Origin of the sequence: uncultured Chitinophaga sp., assembly GCF_937898475.1 — a bacterium.
Lineage (GTDB): Bacteria > Bacteroidota > Bacteroidia > Chitinophagales > Chitinophagaceae > Chitinophaga.
The window spans coordinates 412,702-436,062 of the sequence record NZ_CALEJS010000016.1; the positions used below are offsets into that span (position 1 = coordinate 412,702).

At 49.5% G+C, this 23,361-nt stretch carries 20 protein-coding genes; 10 read left to right on the top strand and 10 right to left on the bottom strand.

Annotated features, from left to right (window positions below; genetic code table 11):
* Nucleotides 1-25 precede the first annotated feature (25 nt).
* On the top strand, nucleotides 26-1,066 hold the full coding sequence (locus Q0577_RS11560) for a hypothetical protein (RefSeq protein WP_298736306.1): 1,041 nt from the start codon (nucleotides 26-28) through the stop codon (nucleotides 1,064-1,066).
* Nucleotides 1,067-1,142: 76 nt separating this feature from the next.
* On the opposite strand, the gene apaG is transcribed toward Q0577_RS11560, so the two are convergent.
* From apaG to Q0577_RS11585, 5 genes are all read right to left on the bottom strand, one after another.
* Nucleotides 1,143-1,529, bottom strand: coding sequence for a Co2+/Mg2+ efflux protein ApaG (apaG, locus tag Q0577_RS11565; protein ID WP_149835907.1), 387 nt, complete (start codon nucleotides 1,527-1,529; stop codon nucleotides 1,143-1,145).
* A gap of 118 nt (nucleotides 1,530-1,647) precedes the next feature.
* Entirely contained in the window at nucleotides 1,648-1,974 is a 327-nt protein-coding gene (locus Q0577_RS11570) for a DUF4157 domain-containing protein (RefSeq protein WP_298736317.1), read from the bottom strand.
* A complete protein-coding gene (locus tag Q0577_RS11575) occupies nucleotides 1,962-2,903 on the bottom strand; it encodes a DUF5777 family beta-barrel protein (RefSeq protein WP_298736320.1) in 942 nt (313 codons plus the stop codon). The genes Q0577_RS11570 and Q0577_RS11575 overlap by 13 nt, the downstream gene beginning before the upstream one ends.
* Nucleotides 2,904-2,978: 75 nt before the next feature.
* Nucleotides 2,979-3,524: a YceI family protein gene (locus tag Q0577_RS11580; protein ID WP_298736323.1), complete on the bottom strand. Its 546-nt coding sequence runs from the start codon at nucleotides 3,522-3,524 to the stop codon at nucleotides 2,979-2,981.
* 46 nt (nucleotides 3,525-3,570) lie between these two features.
* Entirely contained in the window at nucleotides 3,571-3,933 is a 363-nt protein-coding gene (locus tag Q0577_RS11585) for a hypothetical protein (protein WP_298736327.1), read from the bottom strand.
* A gap of 219 nt (nucleotides 3,934-4,152) precedes the next feature.
* On the opposite strand from Q0577_RS11585, the gene murF reads away from it, so the two are divergent.
* Complete coding sequence (murF, locus tag Q0577_RS11590) at nucleotides 4,153-5,436, top strand: UDP-N-acetylmuramoyl-tripeptide--D-alanyl-D-alanine ligase (RefSeq protein ID WP_298736330.1); 1,284 nt, start codon at nucleotides 4,153-4,155, stop codon at nucleotides 5,434-5,436.
* A 609-nt stretch (nucleotides 5,437-6,045) separates the two neighbouring features.
* Here the strand turns inward: murF and mce are convergent.
* Nucleotides 6,046-6,447, bottom strand: coding sequence for a methylmalonyl-CoA epimerase (mce, locus tag Q0577_RS11595; protein ID WP_298736333.1), 402 nt, complete (start codon nucleotides 6,445-6,447; stop codon nucleotides 6,046-6,048).
* Nucleotides 6,448-6,610: 163 nt separating this feature from the next.
* Here mce and Q0577_RS11600 point away from each other — a divergent pair, with 163 nt between their 5' ends.
* The 7 genes from Q0577_RS11600 to Q0577_RS11630 all read left to right on the top strand — a co-directional run bounded on the left by Q0577_RS11600 (nucleotide 6,611) and on the right by Q0577_RS11630 (nucleotide 16,869).
* Nucleotides 6,611-7,825: an IscS subfamily cysteine desulfurase gene (locus Q0577_RS11600; RefSeq protein ID WP_366884410.1), complete on the top strand. Its 1,215-nt coding sequence runs from the start codon at nucleotides 6,611-6,613 to the stop codon at nucleotides 7,823-7,825.
* 166 nt (nucleotides 7,826-7,991) lie between these two features.
* Entirely contained in the window at nucleotides 7,992-8,411 is a 420-nt protein-coding gene (gene iscU / locus Q0577_RS11605) for a Fe-S cluster assembly scaffold IscU (RefSeq protein WP_298736339.1), read from the top strand.
* A 324-nt stretch (nucleotides 8,412-8,735) separates the two neighbouring features.
* Nucleotides 8,736-11,171, top strand: a complete 2,436-nt coding sequence (gene gldG / locus Q0577_RS11610) for a gliding motility-associated ABC transporter substrate-binding protein GldG (protein WP_298736341.1) — start codon at nucleotides 8,736-8,738, stop codon at nucleotides 11,169-11,171.
* A gap of 150 nt (nucleotides 11,172-11,321) precedes the next feature.
* A complete protein-coding gene (locus Q0577_RS11615) occupies nucleotides 11,322-12,299 on the top strand; it encodes a TerC/Alx family metal homeostasis membrane protein (protein WP_298736342.1) in 978 nt (325 codons plus the stop codon).
* Nucleotides 12,300-12,321: 22 nt separating this feature from the next.
* Nucleotides 12,322-14,820 carry a bifunctional UDP-N-acetylmuramoyl-tripeptide:D-alanyl-D-alanine ligase/alanine racemase gene (locus tag Q0577_RS11620; protein WP_298736343.1) on the top strand — a complete coding sequence of 833 codons (2,499 nt, stop codon included), beginning with the start codon at nucleotides 12,322-12,324 and terminating at the stop codon, nucleotides 14,818-14,820.
* A gap of 60 nt (nucleotides 14,821-14,880) precedes the next feature.
* Nucleotides 14,881-15,534, top strand: coding sequence for a lipoprotein signal peptidase (locus Q0577_RS11625; RefSeq protein WP_298736345.1), 654 nt, complete (start codon nucleotides 14,881-14,883; stop codon nucleotides 15,532-15,534).
* A 363-nt stretch (nucleotides 15,535-15,897) separates the two neighbouring features.
* Nucleotides 15,898-16,869: a sulfite exporter TauE/SafE family protein gene (locus tag Q0577_RS11630; protein ID WP_298736347.1), complete on the top strand. Its 972-nt coding sequence runs from the start codon at nucleotides 15,898-15,900 to the stop codon at nucleotides 16,867-16,869.
* 61 nt (nucleotides 16,870-16,930) lie between these two features.
* Here the strand turns inward: Q0577_RS11630 and fumC are convergent, their stop codons facing one another.
* From fumC to Q0577_RS11645, 3 genes are all read right to left on the bottom strand, one after another.
* Nucleotides 16,931-18,334 carry a class II fumarate hydratase gene (gene fumC / locus Q0577_RS11635; protein ID WP_298736349.1) on the bottom strand — a complete coding sequence of 468 codons (1,404 nt, stop codon included), beginning with the start codon at nucleotides 18,332-18,334 and terminating at the stop codon, nucleotides 16,931-16,933.
* 323 nt (nucleotides 18,335-18,657) lie between these two features.
* Nucleotides 18,658-19,434, bottom strand: coding sequence for an enoyl-CoA hydratase-related protein (locus Q0577_RS11640; protein WP_298736352.1), 777 nt, complete (start codon nucleotides 19,432-19,434; stop codon nucleotides 18,658-18,660).
* Between the two features lie 45 nt (nucleotides 19,435-19,479).
* Entirely contained in the window at nucleotides 19,480-19,899 is a 420-nt protein-coding gene (locus Q0577_RS11645) for a cobalamin B12-binding domain-containing protein (protein ID WP_298736355.1), read from the bottom strand.
* A 147-nt stretch (nucleotides 19,900-20,046) separates the two neighbouring features.
* Between Q0577_RS11645 and Q0577_RS11650 the strand changes: the two genes are divergently transcribed.
* Nucleotides 20,047-21,732, top strand: coding sequence for a glutamine--tRNA ligase/YqeY domain fusion protein (locus Q0577_RS11650; protein ID WP_298736357.1), 1,686 nt, complete (start codon nucleotides 20,047-20,049; stop codon nucleotides 21,730-21,732).
* 93 nt (nucleotides 21,733-21,825) lie between these two features.
* Here Q0577_RS11650 and gltX read toward each other — a convergent pair whose 3' ends face one another.
* The gene (gltX, locus tag Q0577_RS11655) at nucleotides 21,826-23,358 is read right to left on the bottom strand and encodes a glutamate--tRNA ligase (protein WP_298736359.1); all 1,533 of its coding nucleotides are present in this window, start codon (nucleotides 23,356-23,358) and stop codon (nucleotides 21,826-21,828) included.
* Nucleotides 23,359-23,361 lie beyond the last annotated feature (3 nt).

The following is a 23,361-nucleotide window of genomic DNA, read 5'->3' on the forward strand; positions in this document are numbered from 1 at the left end:
TTTTTACCCGTCATTAATAAAAACGATGCAAAGGTACATCAATAAAATTTCGGGTTCATGCTGGCTGGCTGTATTGCTGCTGATAACATACGCTGCCTGTAAATCACGTAAAAAAGTGCCGGATGTTAGCCATATACCGGTTACCGTTAGCGTAGCCCGCTTTGACCAGGACCTGATACAAATAGATACCAGCCATGTGGCAGAAGGCCTGCAATCCCTGCAGGCGCGTTACCCGGTATTTCTGCCTGCCTATGTGGAGCATATCATGGAATTTGGCGCTTATAATGACAGTGCCCGGCAGATCCCTTTGCAAATGCGGATGCTGCTCACCCACAAAGACTTCCGCTTCCTGCAGGAAACGGTTCAGCAGAAGTTTCCCAACCTTGCACCGCTGGAAAAAGAGCTGGCCCAGGGCTTCCGCTATATGAAATATTATTTTCCGGATTTTAAAGTGCCCCGGGTAGTAAGCTTTATCTCAGCCATCGGCAATTACGGAGCAGTAACAATAGACACGATACTGGGCATAGGCCTGGATATGTACCTGGGCAGCGATTTCCCGGTATATGCAAGCCTGCCTGATTACCCGGCCTATATGGTACGCCGCTTTTCTCCCGAATACATCAGCACCAACTCCATTCAGGCGCTGGCGCAGCAGCGTTACCCGCTGCCCGCTCCCGGCTCCAGGCTGGTAGAACAAATGGTGGCGGCTGGCAAACAGCAATACCTGCTGGAACAAATATTACCCGAAATACCGGATACCATCAGGCTCGGCTATACGAAAGAGCAGCTGGAATTCTGCCACGAAAATGAACGCATGATCTGGCAATACTTTATACAGAACGAACTGTTGTACAAATCAGACTGGCAGGAAGCCATGCACTTCATGGGCGATGGCCCCACCACGCAGGGTATGCCCGCAGGCGCTCCCGGCCGTATCGGTTATTTTGTGGGCTTACAGATCATAAAAAGCTACATGGACAAACATCCGGAGCTGTCCCTGCAACAATTAATGGAAAATAAAAATCTGGCGGAAATATTCAACGAAGCTAAGTACAGACCAAGATAATAGAAGATGGAGCGGTTCGTGAAAAGGGGATATTCGCTGCGATGGTTAACAGCTAATGGCTAACAGCTGAACGCTGCTAATTCAGTTTGAAAGGCACTACCATCTGGAACTCAGGTATCTTCACCTCAAACAGCTTCTTGTTCAGTTGATTCTCCATCTGGTAAGTACCATACATTTTACCGATCTCTGTGCGGAGATTTGAACCGGAAACATACTGGTAGCTTTCCCCGGGGGCCAGTAAAGGCTGAACGCCCACTACGCCCTCTCCCTCCACTTCACGGTGCGTACCGTTGGAGTCTATAATATACCAGTGCCGGCGAAGAAGCTTGATAGGGAAGGTATTGTTGTTCTCTATAGTAATGCGGTAGGCAAACATGTACTCGCTTCCAACGGGATTGGAATAATCAGGCTGGTAGAATGTCTCCACGCTGATCGTGATACCTTCTGTAACCTTTTTTACCATAAGAACCTTTCCTTTAACGTAAAAATAAGGAAAATAAATCCAGTCGGGCTAAAATTTATGTGTTATACCGACACACTTTAACCACCCTTTAACATTAATTAACAGCCGTTAAGCGCCGCTACACAAACTCAACGCCGGTGATCATCCCCTCATCCTTTTCGGCTTCCCTGGCCGCCACTTCAAAGCGGTTTTGCCGGTAGCCACAGCGCCAGTACTCCAGCAGGTACAGCCATATAAAGCGCAGAAAGCCGTAATGCCTGTATTGCTTTACATGACAAACTTCATGCCTCACCCAGGCTTCATCCCACAGGAATTCCTGCCGGTTTACCCCGTGCAGGTGTATGGTATGGCCAAATACAATGGCTACCCGGGGGGCGCCCAGTTGATGGGCCGCCCTCCGGGCAAGCCAGGAATGTTCTTTAATACGGCACCTTATTTTTTCCAATCTTTTTTACCGAATAGCGAAAATCTCCGTGAAATGTTGAAACCCCAACGGAACTGTCCCTGTAACCAGGATGACCGTGTTTCAGGTATGAACTGGTTTTCAAGTATGGCCGTGGAGTTCGTAAAGTTAACACTAAACACGTGACCTCCGGTCTCTATTTCAAGTCCGGCGCCCAGCGGGTTGAAGAACTCAACACCCTGCGACTTGTAATAATCCTTGCTGCTCTGGCTGCGGAAAGGGTAGTAATATTCAGCAATAAAAGCCAGCCTTTTAGACAGCTTCACCCGTCCGCTGCCCCCCAGTGCGAACATATTGTTCTGATCCATATAACCCACACGGTTACGGTGTACGTAGGTGGGAGATAAGGTAAGCGAGAGCCTTTCCCCGAATTTACGGGCCAGGATGGCCTGCCCTACGTAAGTCATACGGTCGGTGAACTCGTCAAAATGCGAAGGCGAAGTGGCATCATCGTTGGACGACATTGTGCTTACGGTAACATTGCCAAATACGGTCAATGATACAGGTATATGATCATCCGTTGTTTGTTTCAGTATCCTGTACTTGGCCAGGCCTTCAAATATCTGCGTCAGGTCTCCCGATCCTTTTGCCCGGCTGATGCCGATCATGAGGTCGTCTGTGATGCCATATTCAAAAGCGATCCGGATGTCGGTAGAGTTATCCAGGCCAAAAGCGGTCTTACCGCCGCCAAAAGAGCCCCCGGCATCTCCAAAGCGGTGCGCTACCCTGAAATCCAGCTCGTGCTTTTTCAGGGTCTCATTAGAATGCCCCATAATGATCCGGGTCGATTTAAAAGTGCCGATCACCGGCTGGTGGCCGGTGGAATCCTTGAACATTGTGCTCAGATCGTCTTGCGCCTGGCTGGTGATGCACAGGCCGCAGCTTATCAGTAACAGACTTATCGCCTTCATAGATCTTTGGTTTGTATAGCAGATGAATTGTTATTAAATATGAAAAGGTACGGGTAGCGAACAACAGCAGCCGGCTTACCTGGCATAGGTTGCCTTTACTGTTACTTCTACTACCTCGGCTATATTCTTGATCACCAGAGTAGGTATTTTTATCTTGTGATCTGCCAGTTTTACATTGAATTTGGAAGCAGAAATAACCTGTCCGTTCTGCACTGTAATGGTGCCTTTTTCCCGGTAGGTCTTGTCTACTCCATGTAGTGACAACACGCCTTCCACCATTACGTCGTGTGTGCCGTCTTTGCTAAGGTTTGCCGCATCCGGCTCCACCACTTTTCCTTTGAACTCCGCATAGGGATACTTATCCGTTTCCAGGTAGTTTTCATTAAAGTGCTCCTGCATCAGCTTTTTCCGGAACTGAAAAGTGTTCACAGGCACTTTGAAGTACACGGCCCCGGTTTTCAGGTTGATGGCAGAAACGCCTTTATCTGTTTTAGCTTCGATATCCTCCATTGGTGCGGATGAAAAGAAGGAAAAACTGGCATTACGGCAGGAGTAGATGTCCTGCGCAAAAACATTCACTGTTCCCAGTACTATACCCAGGATTAAAAGCATTCGTTTCATGCGTACAAAAAATTTTAGTGTAAATCGCTCCAATGGCCAATGGCTGTTACTCCGGCAATCCTTTGTCTATCCAGCAACTGATGGAATCCCGTAAACTTTGCCTCAGCTGTCCGCCGGGAGGCATATCTGCCTGGGCGCTCAGTACCCGCAGGCGGAAGATGGTAGTATTGGCAGATACAAAGCTTACGAACTTGGCCTTGGTGGAAAAATCGGCTCCAAGCGGCGCAGTAGGTCCGCTATGACAACTGGTGCACCTGGAAGAGATCGTGGCATATACATCCGAACTATTGATCACTACCGCATCGCAACCGCTCGGTTCCGGACCTGTGTCCGGCGCCGCGGCTTCCTTGTTCGTACAACTATACATGGTCACTGCCAGCAGGCCTAACAATACAAGATATGTCTTCATGTGTCTCAAAAAGGGTTTTTAATGAACTGATGATTTATTTGTTTTTAATTGTTTAACAATAGTAATTTCACAAGTTGCAGGTCTGCTGCTGTTTGCTGGTGTATGTGACCTTTTCATGCTATACGTAGATTAATACGCATCGCTTTTCTTAATGGTTGCCTCATCAGTGGTAAGGCCCGCTAAATTATTCAAATTATATTTTAAATACATTTGTTGATTATGAGTATCGCCGAGTTATACAGCTTCTACCGCCAACATCCGGGTGTTCAAACGGATACACGCAAACTGAAACCAAACGATATTTTCTTTGCGCTCAAAGGGCCCAACTTCAACGGCAATACCTATGCGGAAACCGCCCTGGATATGGGCGCTTCACTTGCTGTAATAGATGATAAATCATACTTTACACGGCCGGATAAAATGATGCTGGTGGACGATGTACTGAGCACCCTGCAGGAACTGGCCCTCTGGCACCGCATGAAGCTGGATATTCCGATACTGGCCATCACCGGTACTAACGGTAAAACCACTACGAAGGAACTGGTAAGCACAGTGCTTGCTTCCACCTATAAAACAATTGCCACGGCAGGTAATCTTAATAATCACATCGGGGTGCCTCTTACTTTACTGAGCATACCACCGGATACAGATATTGCCGTTATAGAAATGGGGGCTAACCACCAGCATGAAATCGAAAGCTATTGCCGCATTGCCAGGCCCACGCATGGCATCATTACTAATATTGGTAAGGCCCACCTCGAAGGCTTTGGCAGTGAAGAAGGCGTACGAAAGGCAAAAGGAGAGCTGTATGACTTCCTGCGGGATCATGACGGTTCCGTTTTTGTCTGCAATAACTACCCTTACCTGCTGGAAATGAGCCAGGGTATTATGGAGGTGATCACTTACGGAGAAAAGGATGCCGATTGCACCGGTGAGCCCCTGGCTACATCAGCGTTCCTCGGTGTAAAAGTTACCAGTGATGATACGGTAGGCACCCTGCAAACCCAGCTCACAGGGGCCTATAACTTTCCGAATGTAATGGCTGCCGTAACCGTGGGATTATATTTTAATGTGCCAGGCGACAGGATCAGGCAGGCGATAGAAAACTATGTGCCTTCCAATAACCGCTCCCAGGTAATGAAACAAGGTACCAATACCGTGATCATGGATGCCTACAATGCAAACCCCTCCAGCATGCGGGCCGCTGTTGAGAACTTTACCGGTATCAGCGCAGAAAAGAAAGTACTGCTGCTGGGCGCTATGATGGAGCTTGGACCAGATAGTGTGAAAGAGCACCAGGCGCTGGTAGATCTGCTGCAGCGTACGCACTGGCACGCTGTTGTACTGGTAGGAGGCGACTTCAGCAAAGTGCAGCATCCATACCTGTTCCTGGAAAATGCAGCAGCAGCGGCCCAATGGCTGCAGCAACAGCAATTTACAGATACCTACATACTGGTAAAAGGCTCAAGAAGTATAGGCATGGAAAAAGTGGTGGGAAATTAAAAGTTTGAGCGTTTGAAAGTTTGGGGGATCGGATACCGGAAAGGATACTCCTGGTTCAAAGCCAACTTAAACCTTCAAACGCTCAAACTTTTAAGTGTCTATACTTAAACACCGACCCGCGGCGTTATAACAATCAGGGTTATAATAAAAAAAAAGACCTGCAAGTTAAAAAACCCGCAGGTGTTCATAACCTATGCCAACTTTAGAGTTTCGTTTTTAGAAGAAATACGCTTAATTACGATTTTCTATATCTGTAAACACTCTCGAAAAGTTCTTGTTTGTTTGAAAGCCCCTTCCCGGTTCATCCCTTACACTCCCCCGGCTTTTATTTTTACAAAGGCCCACTCATTTGCTATCTCTTTCTCTGCCCTTTATATACTTATTTACGAGGCTGGATCATGTTTGGATTTACTAAAATGGAAAATTTTTCATCACGAACAATCAACTGGTTATCAACTCAATATCAAAAATTCGTCCAAAAGTAAATCCCTCGTATATTATCCGGTTTTAATGCGAATAAAACTGCGTTTTTCCCGGTATTGTTTCCTGCGTTTATCTCCTGGCCCGGTGCCCCGCTGCGGGCAAACTTTTAAGTATACAATTGAGCGCTTAAGCCTGCTCCTGGCACAATTCAACCAGCACACCGCCCGTATCTTTAGGGTGTAGAAAGCAGATCAGTTTATTATCAGCCCCGGGTTTGGGCTTATCCTGCAGCAGGGTAAAACCCGCAGCCTTCAGCCGTTGCATTTCTTCCTCAATATTGCTTACCTCGAAGGCAATATGGTGCATGCCCGCCCCTTTTTTTTCCAGGAACCGTGCAATAGCACTGTCAGGCCCGGTGGCTTCCAATAGTTCTATTTTGGTCTCCCCCTGGCGGAAAAATGCCGTTTGTACCTGCTCACTTTCCACTGTTTCCGTTTTATAGCACGGACTATTCAGCAGTTTCTCAAATAAAGGCACCGAATCCCGGAGTGAAGCAACCGCTATACCAATGTGTTCAACTTTCAGCATGCAACGTTTTTTTATGCCCGGTAAGTTCATAAAAAATCCGGAATCCCATAGAGGCATTCTATCCGCCTATCAGATATATAGATGAAGGGTCAGGGAAAAAATTGTAGTTTAATGGTAAATTTGTAATGATTGCCAACTTAACATAAAGTATTGTATCCATATGATGAAACTGCCTATATACCTTGACAATAACGCTACTACGCCCTGCGATCCAAGGGTGGTAGAAACCATGCTGCCATATTTCACCGAAACATTTGGCAACGCAGCCAGCCGCAATCATCCTTTCGGATGGGCGGCAGAAGAGGCAGTGGACTATGCGCGTGAACAGGTGGCCAGACTGATAGGCGCCGATACAAAGGAGATCATTTTCACCTCCGGCGCTACGGAAGCAGATAACCTGGCCCTGAAAGGGGTGTTTGAAATGTATGCGGCCAAAGGCAATCACATCATCACATGCGAAACGGAGCACAAAGCTGTATTGGATACCTGTAAACACCTGGAAAAAACAGGCGCTTCGGTTACCTGTCTCAAAGTGAACCATGAAGGGCTCATTGATCTGAAAGAACTGGAAGCAGCCATCACGCCCCAGACTATTATGGTGGCCATTATGTACGCCAATAATGAAACAGGCGTGATCCATCCTATCCGCGAGATCAGCCACATTACCCGTAAGCACGGTGTGCTGCTGATGACAGACGCCACGCAGGCCGTTGGCAAGATACCGGTGGATGTACATAAAGATGGTATAGACCTGCTGGCGTTCAGCGCACATAAAATGTACGGGCCCAAAGGCATCGGCGCCCTGTACGTACGCCGCAAATCACCCCGCGTAAAGGTGACCGCCCAGATGGACGGTGGCGGCCATGAAAGAGGTATGCGCTCCGGCACCCTGAATGTGCCCGGCATAGTAGGATTTGGTAAAGCCTGTGAACTGGCCCTGCAGGAAATGGAAGCCGAAGCCAAACGTCTTTCCGCGCTGCGCGACAAGCTGGAAAAAGCCCTGCTGCAGCTGGAAGAATCATATGTGAATGGCTCTCCCGTTCACCGTTTACCGCATGTAACCAATGTCTCTTTTAAATACGTGGAAGGCGAAGGACTGATGATGGGCTTTAACAAAAATATCGCCCTTTCTTCCGGCTCTGCCTGTACCAGCGCATCCCTTGAACCCAGTTATGTGCTGAAAGCCCTGGGCCTCGGTGATGATTTGGCACATTCTTCGCTTCGTTTTGGATTGGGACGCTTTACCACAGAAGAGCAGATCGATTACACGATCACAGCAGTGACAGAGACAGTGAACAAATTGCGCGAAATGAGCCCGCTGTGGGAAATGTACAAGGACGGGGTGGACCTGAACTCTATTGAGTGGGCGCACCACTGATAGCTGTCAGCCATTAGCTGTTTGCTTCTGGCTACAAAGCTGCCGGCCGATCAACCAACAAAGGATAACATAGCATTTAATAACAAAGCCGGCTGAAAACTTTTAGCTGATTGACCATATCCAAAAAAGCTAAAGGCTTTTAGCCGACAGCTAAAAGCTCAATAAAATGGCTTACTCAGAAAAAGTGTTGGATCATTACAACAATCCAAAGAATGTGGGCACGCTGGACAAAAGCAAGAGCACGGTAGGAACCGGTCTGGTAGGCGCGCCTGAATGTGGCGACGTGATGCGTTTGCAGATAGAAGTGGATCCCGCCACACAGGTAATTAAAGATGCCAAGTTCAAAACCTTCGGCTGTGGCTCTGCCATCGCATCTTCCTCTCTGGCCACAGAATGGCTCAAAGGTAAAACCGTGGAAGAAGCAGTGAAGATCGACAACATGGACATCGTGGAAGAGCTCAGCCTTCCCCCAGTAAAGATCCATTGCTCCGTACTTGCGGAAGATGCCATTAAAGCGGCCATCAACGATTACCGCAAGAAGAACGGACTGGAAGAACTGAAGTTCGAGGAAAGCGCCGTGAACTAAGCCAGCGCTCAGCCTTTTGCCCTTAGCTGTGAGCCGGATGCAACAGCTAACAGGCCGTCTGTCTCACTACCGGGCCATACACCCAAACCTGCAACCATCCCCTCCTTTCCTGTTACTGTCAAAGCACCCTATCCTGTTCAATCCCCAATAATGCCCTGTTTCCCCATTTCCGCTGTAAAACGCAGCCGGTATAGCATCCGTATAGCTACTCCGTAACCAGTAATCTGCGGAACTCCGGGCGCCAATGCCCCTGCTTATTCCGCTCAAGAAAAATAAGAGCAAGAATTCCAGCGTTCTAATATATTTGTACTTTTAATAATTCTTATGCTAGCCATCTTCAGAAAGGAAATACACCAGTTTTTCAGCAGTATCACCGGTTACGTGGCCATTATCCTTTTTCTGCTGGCAAACGGATTGTTATTGTTCGTGTTTCCGGATACCAACCTGCTGGACTTTGGTTACGCCAACCTCGATCCGCTGTTCGAACTGGCGCCCATCATCTATTTGCTGCTGATACCTGCCATTACCATGCGCAGTTTTGCAGACGAATTCCGCTCCGGTACCATAGAGCTGCTCAGCACCAAACCACTTTCCTGGTGGCAGATCGTACTGGGTAAATACTGGGCCAGCACCCTAATCGTGCTCATCTCCCTGCTGCCCACCGGGGTATATTACCTGGCCATCCACCAGCTCAGCACTGCCCCGGTACGCCTCGATAACGGCGGCATAGCCGGCTCCTACCTGGGCCTCCTGCTGCTGGGCGCCGTATTCACCTCCGTCGGCATCTGGGCCTCGTCTATTACCACCAATGCAGTAGTGTCTTTCCTAATAGCCGTATTTACCTGTTTTCTTTTCTATAATGGCTTTGACGCCCTGAGTAAAATACCGGCGTTTTCAGGCGGCGCAGATTATTACCTGCAGATGGCCGGTATCAAGTTCCATTATACATCCATCAGCAGGGGAGTGGTAGACAGCCGCGACCTGGTATATTTTGCCAGCGTAATTGTGCTGATGCTCTACCTGAGCAGAACCTCGCTGCAGCGCCGTGTATGGCAGGGGGTAAGCAACCGCAAGAAATATTTCCAGCGGGCGCTGGCCGTGCTGGCTGTACTGATCGGGGTTAACGTACTGGCGGCATATGTACATGGCCGTGCAGACCTCACCGCCGAAAAAAGATATACCCTGGCCCCCGCCACCAAACAGCTGCTGCGTGACCTTGACAGCACCATCACCATCGAAGTGTTCCTCAAGGGCGACTACCCCGCCGCCTTCCGGCAGCTGGCCCAATCTACACAGGAACTCCTGGAAGAGTTCAGGGAATACGGCGGCAAAAACATCCGCTTCTCCATCCTGAACCCGGGACAAGGCCTGCCCGACTCCGCCCGTATGGATTTTCAGCAGCAGCTGGTAGAAAAAGGGATCATGCCCTTTAACCTCCAGGTACAGCAGGAAGCCAGCGAAGGCTACAGCGAGAAACTGATCTTTCCCGGCGCACTCGTACACTATAAAGACAAAACCATTGGGGTGAACCTGCTGAAAAGCCAGGCAGGGCAAGACCCTCAGGCCGCTATCGGCAGTTCGGAAGCCCTGCTGGAATACCAGTTTGTGAACGCGATCTATAAGCTCCGGCAGGAGCATAAACCCCTCGTTGGTTACATGCTGGGCAACGGCGAATCACTGGGCGCCGAAGTCTACGACGCACTGACCACCGTACAGGCCAACTATGCGCTGGATACCATCTCCCTGCAATACAACTCACATATCCCGAAAGATTTCGATCTGATCATCTTTGCCAAGCCTGCCAGCCGTTTTTCAGACGATGATAAGATGAAGATCGATCAATACATTATGCACGGCGGTAAGGTGATCTGGTTCCTCGATGTGCTGAACGCCTCGATGGATAGCCTCCAGGAACAAAGCCGCTTCATTGCGTTTGACCGCGGACTCAACCTGGAAGACCTGCTCTTCCGCTACGGCGTAAGGGTGAACCCGGACATGATCCAGGACCTGCAATCTGATATCGTACCGCTGGTGGTAGGCAATGTAGGCAACAAACCGCAGATACAACCGGTGCCTTTCCCCTATTTCCCGCTGCTCTCGCCCACCGGCAACCATCCTATTGTAAAAAATATGGACCTGGTGATGAGCCGCTTTACCAGCTCTATAGACACGATCAAGGGCGGGGATATTACCAAAACCATCCTGCTCACCTCCTCCCGCAGCAGCCGCCGGGTAAGAATGCCCGCAGAGATCACCTGGGAAAGCATCCGTACAAAGCCCAACCCGCGCGAATTCCGCGAGTCCTTTATTCCCGCGGCTGTATTGCTGGAAGGTCATTTTACCTCCCTGTTCCGCAACCGGCTTGACCGGGCGCAGCAGGCGGCTATCACACAGGCCTCCGGTCAGCCCTTCCTGGATGCCGCTCCTGCACCCGGTAAGATGATCGTGGTGGGCGATGGCGATATCATCTCCAATGCTGTTTCCCGCAAGAACGGCCCCCTGCAGATGGGCATCAATGCTTTCAATCCTGACTACGTATTTGCCAATAAAGAGTTTTTCCTTAACTGCCTGGAATATCTTACCAATACCGCCGGCATCATGGAAACCCGCAACAAGGAAGTTACGCTGCGTCTGCTGGATGCCGCTAAAGTAAAGCAGGAGCGGACGAAATGGCAGATCATCTGCTTCGTGGTGCCTGTCGGCCTCATCCTGCTGTTTGCAATGGTGTTCCAGTTTATCCGTCAGCGCAGGTTTGAGTAATGGTCTGTCCATGGTCCATTGCATGTTCTAATTATTACATGTGTTAGCTATACTACAGGCATTACGCTGCAACACCTGTAGTACAGGGCAGTCTATGGACTATTGACTATATCCATTATCTTTGCTGTTCACTAAACAACAACCGGCTGCATGACACCCACACAGTGGACGTATCTGATCTTTGGCATTGTTATCGTCCTGGCCCTGATCTTTGATCTTGGTTTACTGAGTAAAAAATCTACCACTGTATCCATTAAAAAGGCCCTTATCCAAACCTCTTTCTGGGTAGGACTTTCCCTCGCTTTTTTCGTATTTGTATGGTTTGAGGATGGCGCTGACATTGCTATCAGCTACCTCAGCGCCTACCTGATGGAATGGTCGCTTTCTATTGACAATATCTTTGTATTTATACTCATATTCGGATTCTTTAAAGTAAAAGAAACCAGCTACGCACGCGTGCTGCTCATCGGTATCATGATGGCCATCGTATTCCGCGCCATCTTTATCACTATCGGTACAGCCCTCATTGCCCAGTTTAACTGGATACTCTACATTTTCGGCGCCTTCCTGGTGTATACCGGTGTAAAGATGTTCGTAGTAGATCAGCAGGACGATTTCAAACCCGAAGAGAACATTGCCTACCGCTTTATGAGTAAATACATGCGTATCTCCCACGAAGAGCCGCATGGCAGGTTCACTATCAAAAAAGGCGATAAAGTGTATTTTACCACCCTGGCCATTGTAGTGGTAATGCTGGCAGTTACGGATATTATATTTGCACTGGATTCCATTCCTGCCGTGTTTGCCATTTCACAGGTGCCCCTGGTGATTTATACCTCCAATATTTTTGCCGTACTGGGCCTTCGCTCACTGTTCTTCCTGCTGAGGGGAGCAGTGGATAAATTTGATTACCTGCAGCAGGGCATTGCCATTGTGCTTGTATTCATTGGCCTTAAAATGCTGGCAGAAATTATACATTTCCGTATGCCGGTGTACGTGTCACTGATCGTGATCGTATCATGCCTGGGCGGCTCTATCCTGTATTCTGTTTTCTTTCAGAAGAAAGGAGTGCCTGAAAAACTGGAAGTAGAAGAAAACCATGCAAAAAAGCATTCAGCTAACAGCTAAATGCTAACAGCTAATTCACATTATGTACAACGCAGCAAATATCAGTAAGATCCTGAAGGGGGAACTTTTACAGGACAGAGGAATTCCGGAGATAGCGCATATTTTGCTGGACAGCAGGAAACTGATCTTTCCTGAAACCTCGCTTTTTATTCCATTGGTCAGCACCCGGCGGAACGCGCACCAGTACATCCCCGATCTGTATGAGAAGGGAGTGCGCAATTTTATTGTCAGCGAGCACCTGCCGCTTGAACAGTATCCTGAAGCCAACGTTATACTGGTGAAAGATACCATGCAGGCATTGCATACGCTGGTAGCCTGGCACCGCCAGCAGTTCCATGTACCGGTGATCGGTATCACCGGCAGCAATGGCAAGACCATTATCAAGGAGTGGCTGTTCCAGCTGCTTGAAAAAGATTACAATATTGTTCGCAGCCCTAAAAGCTATAACTCGCAGACAGGTGTTCCCTTGTCTGTATGGCAGATGCAGCCCGAACATGAACTGGCCATCTTTGAGGCAGGTATCTCCCAGCCGGGTGAGATGGAGCATCTCGAAAAGATCATCCGCCCCACTATCGGCATCTTCACCAACATCGGCGAAGCACATAATGAAGGCTTCCTCAATGTCCGGCAGAAGATCAATGAGAAACTGGTGCTCTTCGCCAAAAGCGATATACTTATCTACTGCAAGGATTACCTGGAACTGAATGAGTGTGTGCTCAACTTCCATACACAGATCGGCAGAAAAGATAACCAGGAAGGCCTTCAGCTGCTGTCATGGTCGCGGAAAACCGATGCAGACCTGCGCATTATCAGTATAGACAAGGATCAGTCGCATACCCGTATTGATGCCCTGTACAAAAATGCGCCGCTGTATATACGCATTCCTTTTGTGGATGAAGGCTCTGTAGAAAACGCCATCCACTGCTGGGCGCTCATGCTTTACCTCGGCACCGCACAAAACGTGATACAGCAACGGATGGACCAGCTGGGCAATATTGCCATGCGGCTGGAGCTGAAGCAGGGCATCAATAACTGCTCTGTTATCAATGACAGCTATAACTCAGACCTCGGCTCACTCACCATTGCGCTGGATTTCCTGCAGCAACAGCAGCAGCATCCTACACGTACCGTCATCCTCAGTGATATTCTCCAGAGCGGCAAAAGCGACGCTTCCCTGTATGAGGAAGTAGCCGGTTTGCTGCAGAAAAAGGGGATCACCAAATTTATCGGCATCGGTAAAAATATCAGCCGTGAAAAGAAGAGTTTCCAGCAGATCGAAGGTTTAAAAAACCATTTCTTCCTCACTACGGAAGCGTTTATACAGCAGTTCAACCCGCAGGATTTCCAGCACGAGACCATCCTGCTCAAAGGTGCGCGCATCTACGAGTTTGAGCGTATCGGCAAACTGCTGGAACAGAAAGCGCACCAGACCATCCTGGAAATAAATCTCAGCGCGCTGGCCCATAACGTAAAACAATACCAGTCGCTGTTAAAGCCCTCCACCAAGCTGATGGCCATGGTAAAGGCATTTTCTTACGGCAGCGGCAGTTTTGAAATTGCCAACCTGCTGCAGTTCCATGGCGTAGATTACCTGGCCGTAGCTTATGCAGATGAGGGCGTGGAGCTCAGAAGAACGGGCATCACCATGCCCATTATGGTCATGAACCCGGAACCCAGTTCTTTTGGCGCCATCCTGCAATGGAACCTGGAGCCGGAGATCTACTCACTACACCTGCTGCAGCTGTTTGAAGAAGAAGTGCGGGTGGCAGGGAAAACCGATTTTCCCATCCATGTGAAACTCGACACGGGCATGCACCGCCTGGGATTTGAAAGAAAAGATATCCCGGCCCTGGCCCTGATGCTTACAGAGAGCGGCAGGCTCAAAGTGCAGTCTATTTTCAGCCATCTGGCCGCCAGCGAAGATCCCGGTAAAGATGCTTTCACGCAGCAGCAGGGCCGCCTGTTCTTTGAAATGAGCCATGAGCTGCAAAAAGCCCTGGGATACACCAGCATCCGCCACATTTCCAACAGCGCTGCCATAGGCCGCCATCCTGATCTTCAGCTGGATATGGTAAGGCTGGGCATCGGCATGTACGGGGTTGACAATGGCGAGATGCAGGAAAAGCTGCGGAATGTGAGCACGCTCAAAACCACGGTGGCCCAGGTAAAAGAACTGCAGGCAGGAGATACCGTAGGCTACGGCGGCAAATGGACCGCCAGCGGCCCTTCCGTTATCGCCACCGTTCGTATAGGGTATGCTGATGGCTACCCCCGCAGCCTCAGCAACGGCGTTGGCAAGATGCTGATCCGCGGACAGCTGGCCCCTGTGGCGGGAATTGTGGCCATGGATATGCTGATGCTCGATGTTACCCATATCCCGGAGGTAACAGAAGGCGATGAAGTGATCGTATTTGGGCAGGATCTGCCCGTACAACAGCTGGCTACCTGGGCGGGTACCATCCCCTACGAGATCCTCACCGGCATCTCTCAAAGGGTAAAAAGGATCTATTTTGAAGAATGATACTGCCCCCACTTTAAATAAAACTGTTATTTTTGAGAAAATTATAACGCAGATAACCGGATGAAATACCGTCACGTAATATTCATAGTCGTACTGATCCTCCTGATTGACCAGGCGCTGAAGATTTGGATCAAGACCCATATGTACATGCAGCAGGAGTTTATTATTTTCCCTAACTGGTTCCGCATACATTTTATTGAAAATGAAGGAATGGCCTACGGACTAAAATTCGGTGGCGATTTTGGTAAAATACTTTTAACCCTCTTCCGCCTGGCTGCTGTGGTGATAGGTTTCTGGTATATGAGAAAACTGGTGCGCGAGCATTTTCATACCGGCCTGCTGATCTGCGGCTCCCTCATACTGGCCGGCGCCGCCGGCAACCTGATAGACAGTATGTTCTACGGTATTATCTTCAGCGACAGCACCTATGATATTGCCCGCTTTCTGCCAAAAGAAGGCGGCTACGGACCTTTTCTACACGGTAAGGTGGTAGATATGCTCTACTTCCCTATCTATGAAGGCTATCTGCCTAAATGGATCCCTTTTAAAGGCGGTGACTATTTCATTTTCTTCCGCCCGGTATTCAACATTGCAGATGCCGCCATCTCTACCGGCGTTATCACCATCCTGCTCTTCCAGAAACGTTTTTTCAGCAGACACATAACCACTGAACCTTCTCAGAACGAGCCCGTTGTGAACGGAGCGGTGGAATAAATATTGTTCGAGGGTTTGAACCGTTTGATAGTTTGATAGTTTGATAGTTTGAAGGACGCCTTCTAAGTCATTGACCTCCAAACACTCAAACTGTCAAACCCTCAATTATTCAGACGCTCAAACGTTCCCGCTTCACCGTGAAAGCTGCGTCTTTAACCTGCCGGATCAACGCTATACATCCTTCGCCGCAGGCTCGCCATCAGCGCATTATACTATACTTCCATCCGCCCTGCTAAACTTTCCCGCCTTCACTGCAAAATAGTATCAGAAAGCAGACTTTTTTCCGCATTTATTTGGATATGCTGCTTATTCCGATTACCTTTAGTCTATTATTTATATAGACTATATAACTAATAGGTATTTATGTCGCATAACGAGGTGATAGATAAACTGGAACAGCAGCCGGCAACGTTAAGAAGGCAGGAAATGCTCATTACCCTGGTCAACGAGGAGAACAAGAAGAAAAAGGGGTTATGGGTGCTGATCGTCCTGTTATCTGTCGTAACCGTAGCAGGTTTATGGTTCACTTATTATTACAGTGTTCCTGCCGCTACGCAAACCAAAGTGTACCAGTTCATCCAGTCGCTTTTTACATCACAGTTACTGTTCTATATAGGCGTTGGATTAGCGGCACAGGTAGTAGACGGAGCGCTGGGCATGGCCTATGGCGCCACTTCTTCCTCCCTGCTGCTGGGTTTGGGTATTCCCCCCTCCATTACAAGCGCCAGTGTACACGTAGCAGAAGTTTTCACTACCGGTGCATCCGGCATTGCGCATTTCAAGCTGGGTAATGTAAATAAGAAACTGTTCCTCTACCTGCTTATTCCGGGTATGTCTGGCGCCATTATCGGCGCATACCTGCTTTCTGATAAAATAGATGGGGATGTTATCAAACCTTTCATGAGCGCATACCTCATGATACTGGGCATTATCATTCTTAAAAAAGCCCTGCAGAACAACCGTCGTAAAAGTAAAGTAAAACGTCTTGGTCCGCTCGCTTTCTTCGGCGGTTTCATGGATGCTATTGGCGGTGGCGGCTGGGGTCCCATCGTTACCTCCACCCTTTTAAGCAAAGGCCGTGCAGTACATTATACCATTGGTTCTGTAAATGCGGCAGAATTCTTCATCTCTGCATCCAGTGCAGTCACTTTCCTGATATTCACCGGTATCAGCAGCTGGCAGGTGATCGTTGGCCTGGTGATCGGCGGCGTGATCGCTTCTCCCTTTGCCGCCATCCTGGTACGCCGCGTTAAACGCAAACCCATGATGATCATGGTAGCCGTGCTGGTAATACTCCTCAGCCTGCGCACCATCGTCTTAAGCTTCATGAAATAAAAAAGCTACAAGCCGTTTTACAGCTTGTAGCAATGCTTAATTATTAATCCTTAACTACTAATTAAATATTTATCTCTCCCACCATCTTCGCGGGGTCTACCCATTCGTCAAACTGCTCGGGTGTAACATATCCCAGTTTCACCGCCATTTCTTTCAGGGTAGTGCCTTCATGATGCGCTTTCTGCGCAATCTCCGCAGCTTTGTAATAGCCTATTTTGGTGTTCAGCGCTGTTACCAGCATCAGTGAATTATCCACGTGCTTTTTGATATTGGCTTCTATCGGGGCCAGGCCTTCTGCACACTTGTCGTTGAAGCTTACGCAGCCATCACCTATCAGGCGGGCGCTGTGCAGGAAGTTATAGATCATTACCGGTTTGAATACGTTCAGCTCAAAGTGACCGGTGGCGCCGCCAATGTTAATGGCCACATCGTTGCCCAGCACCTGTGCAGCGATCATGGTCAGCGCTTCACACTGGGTAGGGTTCACCTTACCGGGCATGATGGAAGAACCGGGCTCATTATCCGGGATGAACAGCTCACCGATACCGGAACGGGGACCGGAGCTCAGCATGCGGATATCATTGGCAATCTTCATCAGGCTCACCGCTACTGTTTTCAAAGCGCCATGGGCCTCTACGATGGCATCGTGCGCTGCCAGCGCCTCAAATTTATTTTCAGCCGTTACAAAGGGCAGGCCGGTCAGTTCTGCGATCTTCTTCGCTACATTCTCCGCATAACCTTTCGGTGTATTAATACCGGTACCAACTGCGGTACCACCCAGCGCCAGCTCGCTCAGATGGGCCAGCGTATTTTTAATGGCTTTCAAGCCATGATCCAGTTGTGACACATATCCGCTCAGTTCCTGTCCAACAGTGAGCGGGGTAGCGTCCATAAAATGCGTACGGCCTATTTTCACCACGTTCTTATAGGCAGCGGCTTTTGCTGCCAGTGTATTACGCAGTTTGGTGATGCCGGGTATAGTTACCTCCACCAGCATTTTGTAAGCGGCAATATGCATGGCGGTAGGGAAGGTATCGTTGGAAGACTGTGACTTGTTCACATCATCATTCGGATGCACCACCTTATCCTTATCTGTCAGTTGGCCGCCGTTAAGCACATGCGCACGGTAAGCCACCACTTCATTCACGTTCATATTGGATTGGGTACCGGAACCGGTTTGCCATACCACCAGGGGAAATTCATTGTCCAGTTTACCTTCCAGGATCTCATCGCACACTTTACTGATCAGCGTTGCCTTTTCCTCGGGCAGTACGCCTGCATCCAGGTTGGTCAGCGCAGCCGCTTTCTTCAGATAGGCAAATGCCCTGATGATCTCTTTGGGCATCCTGTTAATATCCTGGGCGATCCTGAAATTATCGATGGAGCGCTGGGTCTGTGCGCCATAATAGGCGTTCACAGGTACTTTCACCTCGCCCATCGTGTCTTTCTCTATTCTGAATTCCATATGCTTGAATTTTGAATTACAAACCTAATAAAGAATTAGGAATACTAACAGCGCAACTAAGCTATTGCCATAATTTCTCCTGCTCCCGGCCAGGAATAAAACCCATGAGCGTAGTGAAACCGACACCGCGTTGACGCAGTAGTTCGATTTGTTTCGATATAGTCGTGGTTGGCTTGGTGTACGGGGTTGCCATATATAAAAAAGCCTCGCCCTGGGACGCTGATCTTACGGGTAGCGTGGCGAGTTCTGTTGATACGAATATCAACACTTTCCGGGAAAGTGTAAAATTATATTTACAATCAAATGTTTACATCAGTGGGCGGTTACTCCCCCGTAAATCTCGCTTGCCTCTTCTGCACAAACGCCTCCGCTCCTTCCTGCAGATCTTTTGTGGCAAAGCATGCAGCAAACTCATTTATCTCCGTTGCAAAGCCATCAACGTCCTTGTCCAGTGCGGCGTGAACACATTTGATCACCCGGGCTACGGCCAGGGGGGCTTTACTATGTATCTTTTTCAGTATTTCCTTTGCTTTGTCCAGCAGGGCTTCCTTTTCTGTTACGTGGTTCACCAGGCCTATGCTCAGGGCATCTTCGGCGCTGATCATATCACCGGTCATCATCAGTTCCATGGCGCGGCCTTTACCTACCAGGAGGGAAAGGCGCTGCGTACCGCCATAACCGGGTATCAGTCCCAGGTTCACTTCCGGCTGACCGAATTTTGCGTTATTGCTGGCCATACGAAAATGGCAGGCCATCGCCAGCTCGCAGCCACCGCCCAGGGCAAAGCCGTTTACGGCCGCTATAATAGGTTTGGGACATTCTTCTATACGCTGGAAAATAGTGTGCCCTTTCTTGGCCAGCTCCGCTCCCTGCTCCGCAGAGAGGGTCAGGAACTCTGCAATGTCTGCCCCAGCTACAAAAGCCTTTTCACCGCTGCCGGTGATAATGGCGCTCCTGATCTCTTTCCGCTTGTATACTTCATCCACCGCCAGCGCCAGTTCAGCCATTACCTGCTGGTTTAAGGCGTTCATCTTATCCGGGCGGTTGATCGTTATGATTAGGATCTCATCTGTTAAGGTAGTGCTGATCGTTTGATACATAAAGCTTGGTTTTATTTGTACAACCTTGTTTATTGCGATGCTGTGCTAGAAATTGCGGTGCTCAGCCACCCAGCCGGTGATATAGCCCGCTATTTCGCCGGTTTTGGTGCCGGGTGGGAACAACCTGCCTACCCCCAGCTGTTGCAGGGCCTGCATATCGGAATCGGGTATGATGCCGCCACCTGTCAGCAGCACATCATCCATGCCTTTTTCTTTCATCAGGTCCATAATCCTGGGAAACACCGTCATATGGGCGCCGGATAATATACTGATGCCTATAGCATCCACATCCTCCTGCAGCGCCGCATTTACCACCATCTCCGGCGTTTGTCTGAGCCCGGTATAGATCACTTCCATACCGGCGTCCCGCAGGGCGGCGGCTATTACCTTGGCCCCCCGGTCATGGCCGTCCAGGCCAACTTTTGCTACCAATACCCGTACCGGGCGATTTAAAGGGTTGATCATTTTCTTGATTGTTGCGTGGGTAAATGTAGCATTTTTTAGCGCTTGGCTATTAGCCCATTGCACTTAGCCCGCTAAAAGCCGGCCGCTAAAAGCTAAGAGCTGATTTTTACTTACCTTTGCAGTTCCGAAAATCACAACCTCTTAGATATGAGCGAAGAAAGGTCACTCAACTTTTTAGAACAGATTGTAGAAGATGATATAGCAAACGGCGTCAACGGCGGCCGGATACATACCCGTTTCCCGCCTGAACCCAATGGCTATCTCCATATAGGCCATGCCAAATCCATATGCCTCAACTTCGGCCTTGCCCGTAAATACAATGGCCAGACCAATCTTCGTTTTGACGATACCAATCCCGTTACAGAAGACACCGAGTATGTAGACTCTATCAAGGCCGACATACGCTGGCTGGGCTTTGAATGGGCCAATGAGCTCTATGCGTCCGACTATTTTGAACAGATATACGAATTCGCGGTAACCCTGATCAAAAAAGGTCTGGCTTATGTGGATGATTCCACTCCGGAAGAGATAGCCGCCCTGAAAGGCACGCCTACCGAACCCGGAAAAGACAGCCCCTACCGCAACCGCAGCGTGGAAGAGAACCTGCGCCTCTTCGGGGAAATGCGCGATGGCAAGTACAAGGACGGCGAAAAAGTATTGCGCGCCAAAGTAGATATGGCCTCGCCCAATATGCACATGCGCGATCCCATTATGTACCGCATTAAACATGCGCATCACCACCGTACCGGCGATAAATGGTGCATCTATCCCATGTACGATTTTGCACATGGCCAGAGCGACAGCATCGAACATATCACCCACTCCATCTGTACACTGGAATTTGTACCGCATCGCCCGCTGTACGACTGGTTCATTGAAAAGCTGGAGATCTTCCCCTCCCACCAGTACGAGTTTGCCCGCTTAAACCTGAACTACACGGTAATGAGCAAGCGTAAACTGAAACAGCTGGTGGAAGAAGGCTTTGTACGCGGCTGGGACGATCCCCGCATGCCCACCATCAGCGCTCTGCGCCGCCGCGGTTATACCGCCGCCAGCATCCGCGCTTTCTGCGACCGGGTAGGAGTGGCCAAACGCGATAACATCATCGAAATCGGACTGCTGGAATATTTTATACGGGAAGAACTGAACCGTACCGCCAACCGCGTAATGGCCGTACTGGACCCTGTTAAGCTGGTGATCACCAATTACCCGGCAGACCAGGTAGAGGAGCTGGAAGCGGAAAATAACCCGGAAGACGAAGCCGCCGGTAAACGCATCGTTCCCTTCAGCAATACCTTGTACATAGAGCGGGAAGATTTCATGGAGAACCCGCCCAAGAAATTCTTCCGCCTGGCCCCCGGACAGCTGGTACGCCTGAAGTATGCCTACATCATCAAATGCGACAACGTGGAAAAAGATGCTGCAGGCAACATCACCACCATCTTCTGCTCTTACCTGCCCGAAAGCCGCAGCGGTGGAGACACCAGCGGCATCAATGTAAAAGGCACCATTCACTGGGTAAGCGCCGCACATGCCGCTACCGCAGAAGTACGCCTGTACGACCGCCTCTTTAAGGTGGATGATCCGGGTAATGAAGAGGGTGATTTTAAATCCTACATCAATCCCGATTCCTTACAGGTAATACCCAACGCCTATATAGAACCGTCCCTTACCAGCGCCAAAGCAGGCGACAGGTTCCAGTTCCTGCGCAAAGGATATTTCTGTGTAGACCAGGATACCACCGCCGATAAACTGGTATTTAACCGTACCGTTACCTTAAAAGATACCTGGGCGAAAGAAGCAACAAAAAACCAAAGCGTAAAAGCAAAATAATAGTTTGAGCGTTTGCAAGTTTAAAAGTTAGAAGGCGGCCCGTCACGACAGGCCGCCTTCTAACTTTTAAACTGTTAAACTTTCAAACTGCATTCACGCATCAAATGCCGGTAATGCTTTCATGATCCTGGCAATGGTTTCATGTTTGCCCAGGGTTTCTGCAATGTTGAATACCGGCGGACCAAACTTGCCACCGCAAAGCATAATGCGGAAGGGCAGCTGCAGCTCACCCACTTTAATATTCATGGAAGTGGCCAGCTGCTTAAAGCTTTCTTCCACGGCGGACAGTGAAAAATCTGACAGCGTTTCCAGTACAGATGCCCAGTCCAGGAAGAACTGGCGCTTTACCTCACTCCACTTGGGCTTTACCGCCGCTGTGTCATAGGTTTCCGGCTGCCGGAAGAAGAAGAAGCCATGATCCCATATTTCATTTACAAGATTGCAACGTTCCTTTACCAGTCCGGCGATAGTAGCCACATATTCTTCAGATGCCTGCACACCTTTCTCTTTCAGCACGGGCATAAACAATGCTGCCAGCCGCTGGTTATCTGCTTTCAGTATATACTGGTGATTGAACCAGTTGGCCTTTTCAATATTGAACTTGGCGCCTGCATGGTGCACCCGTTCCATCGAGAACTTTTCTACCAGCTCGTCCAGTGTGAACAGCTCCTGCTCTGTGCCGTCATTCCATCCCAGCATCGCCAGCATGTTCACAAACGCTTCGGGCAGGTAGCCCATTTCACGGAAGCCCCGGGTAAATTCATTACTGCGCGGATCCAGCCAGTTCATGGCATATACGGGGAAGCCTAAACGGTCGCCATCGCGTTTGCTGAGCTTACCATTTCCGTCAGGGCGCAGTATCAACGGCAGATGCGCCCACTGCGGCATATCTGCTTCCCAGCCCAGGTAGCGCCACAGCAGGATATGTACAGGCGCAGAAGGCAGCCACTCCTCCCCGCGGAAAGCATGTGTGATCTTCATCAGGTAATCATCCACCACTACCGCCAGGTGATAGGTAGGCATACCGTCTGCCTTCAGCAGCACTTTATCGTCTACCGTACCGGTGTTGAACTGTACCTCGCCGCGGATCATGTCTGTAAAAGAGACCTCCTCACTGGCGGGCATCTTGATACGTATTACATGCGGGGTACCGGCTGCCAGCAGCTTTTCCGTTTCTTCCGCCGGCAGGCTCAGCGAGTTCCGCATCTGCTGCCTGACAATATGATTATACTGGGGGGATGGATGCTCCTCCGTTTTCAGGCGGCTGCGCATCTCTTCCAGTTCTTCGGGTGTATCAAATGCGTAATAGGCATATCCGTTCTTCACCAGCTGCTCTGCATACTGGCGGTACATTTCCTTCCGCTCGCTCTGCCGGTAAGGGGCATAAGGCCCGCCTTTGTGCGGCCCTTCGTCTGCCTCCAGCCCGCACCAACGCAGGCATTCTATGATATATTCTTCAGCGCCCGCTACATAACGGGTTTGATCCGTATCTTCTATACGCAGCACAAAATCGCCCTTATGCTGCCGGGCAAACAAGTAGTTGAATAAAACCGTGCGTACGCCGCCCAGGTGCAAACCACCTGTTGGGCTGGGCGCAAAACGTACCCTTACTTTTTTGTGTTCCATAGG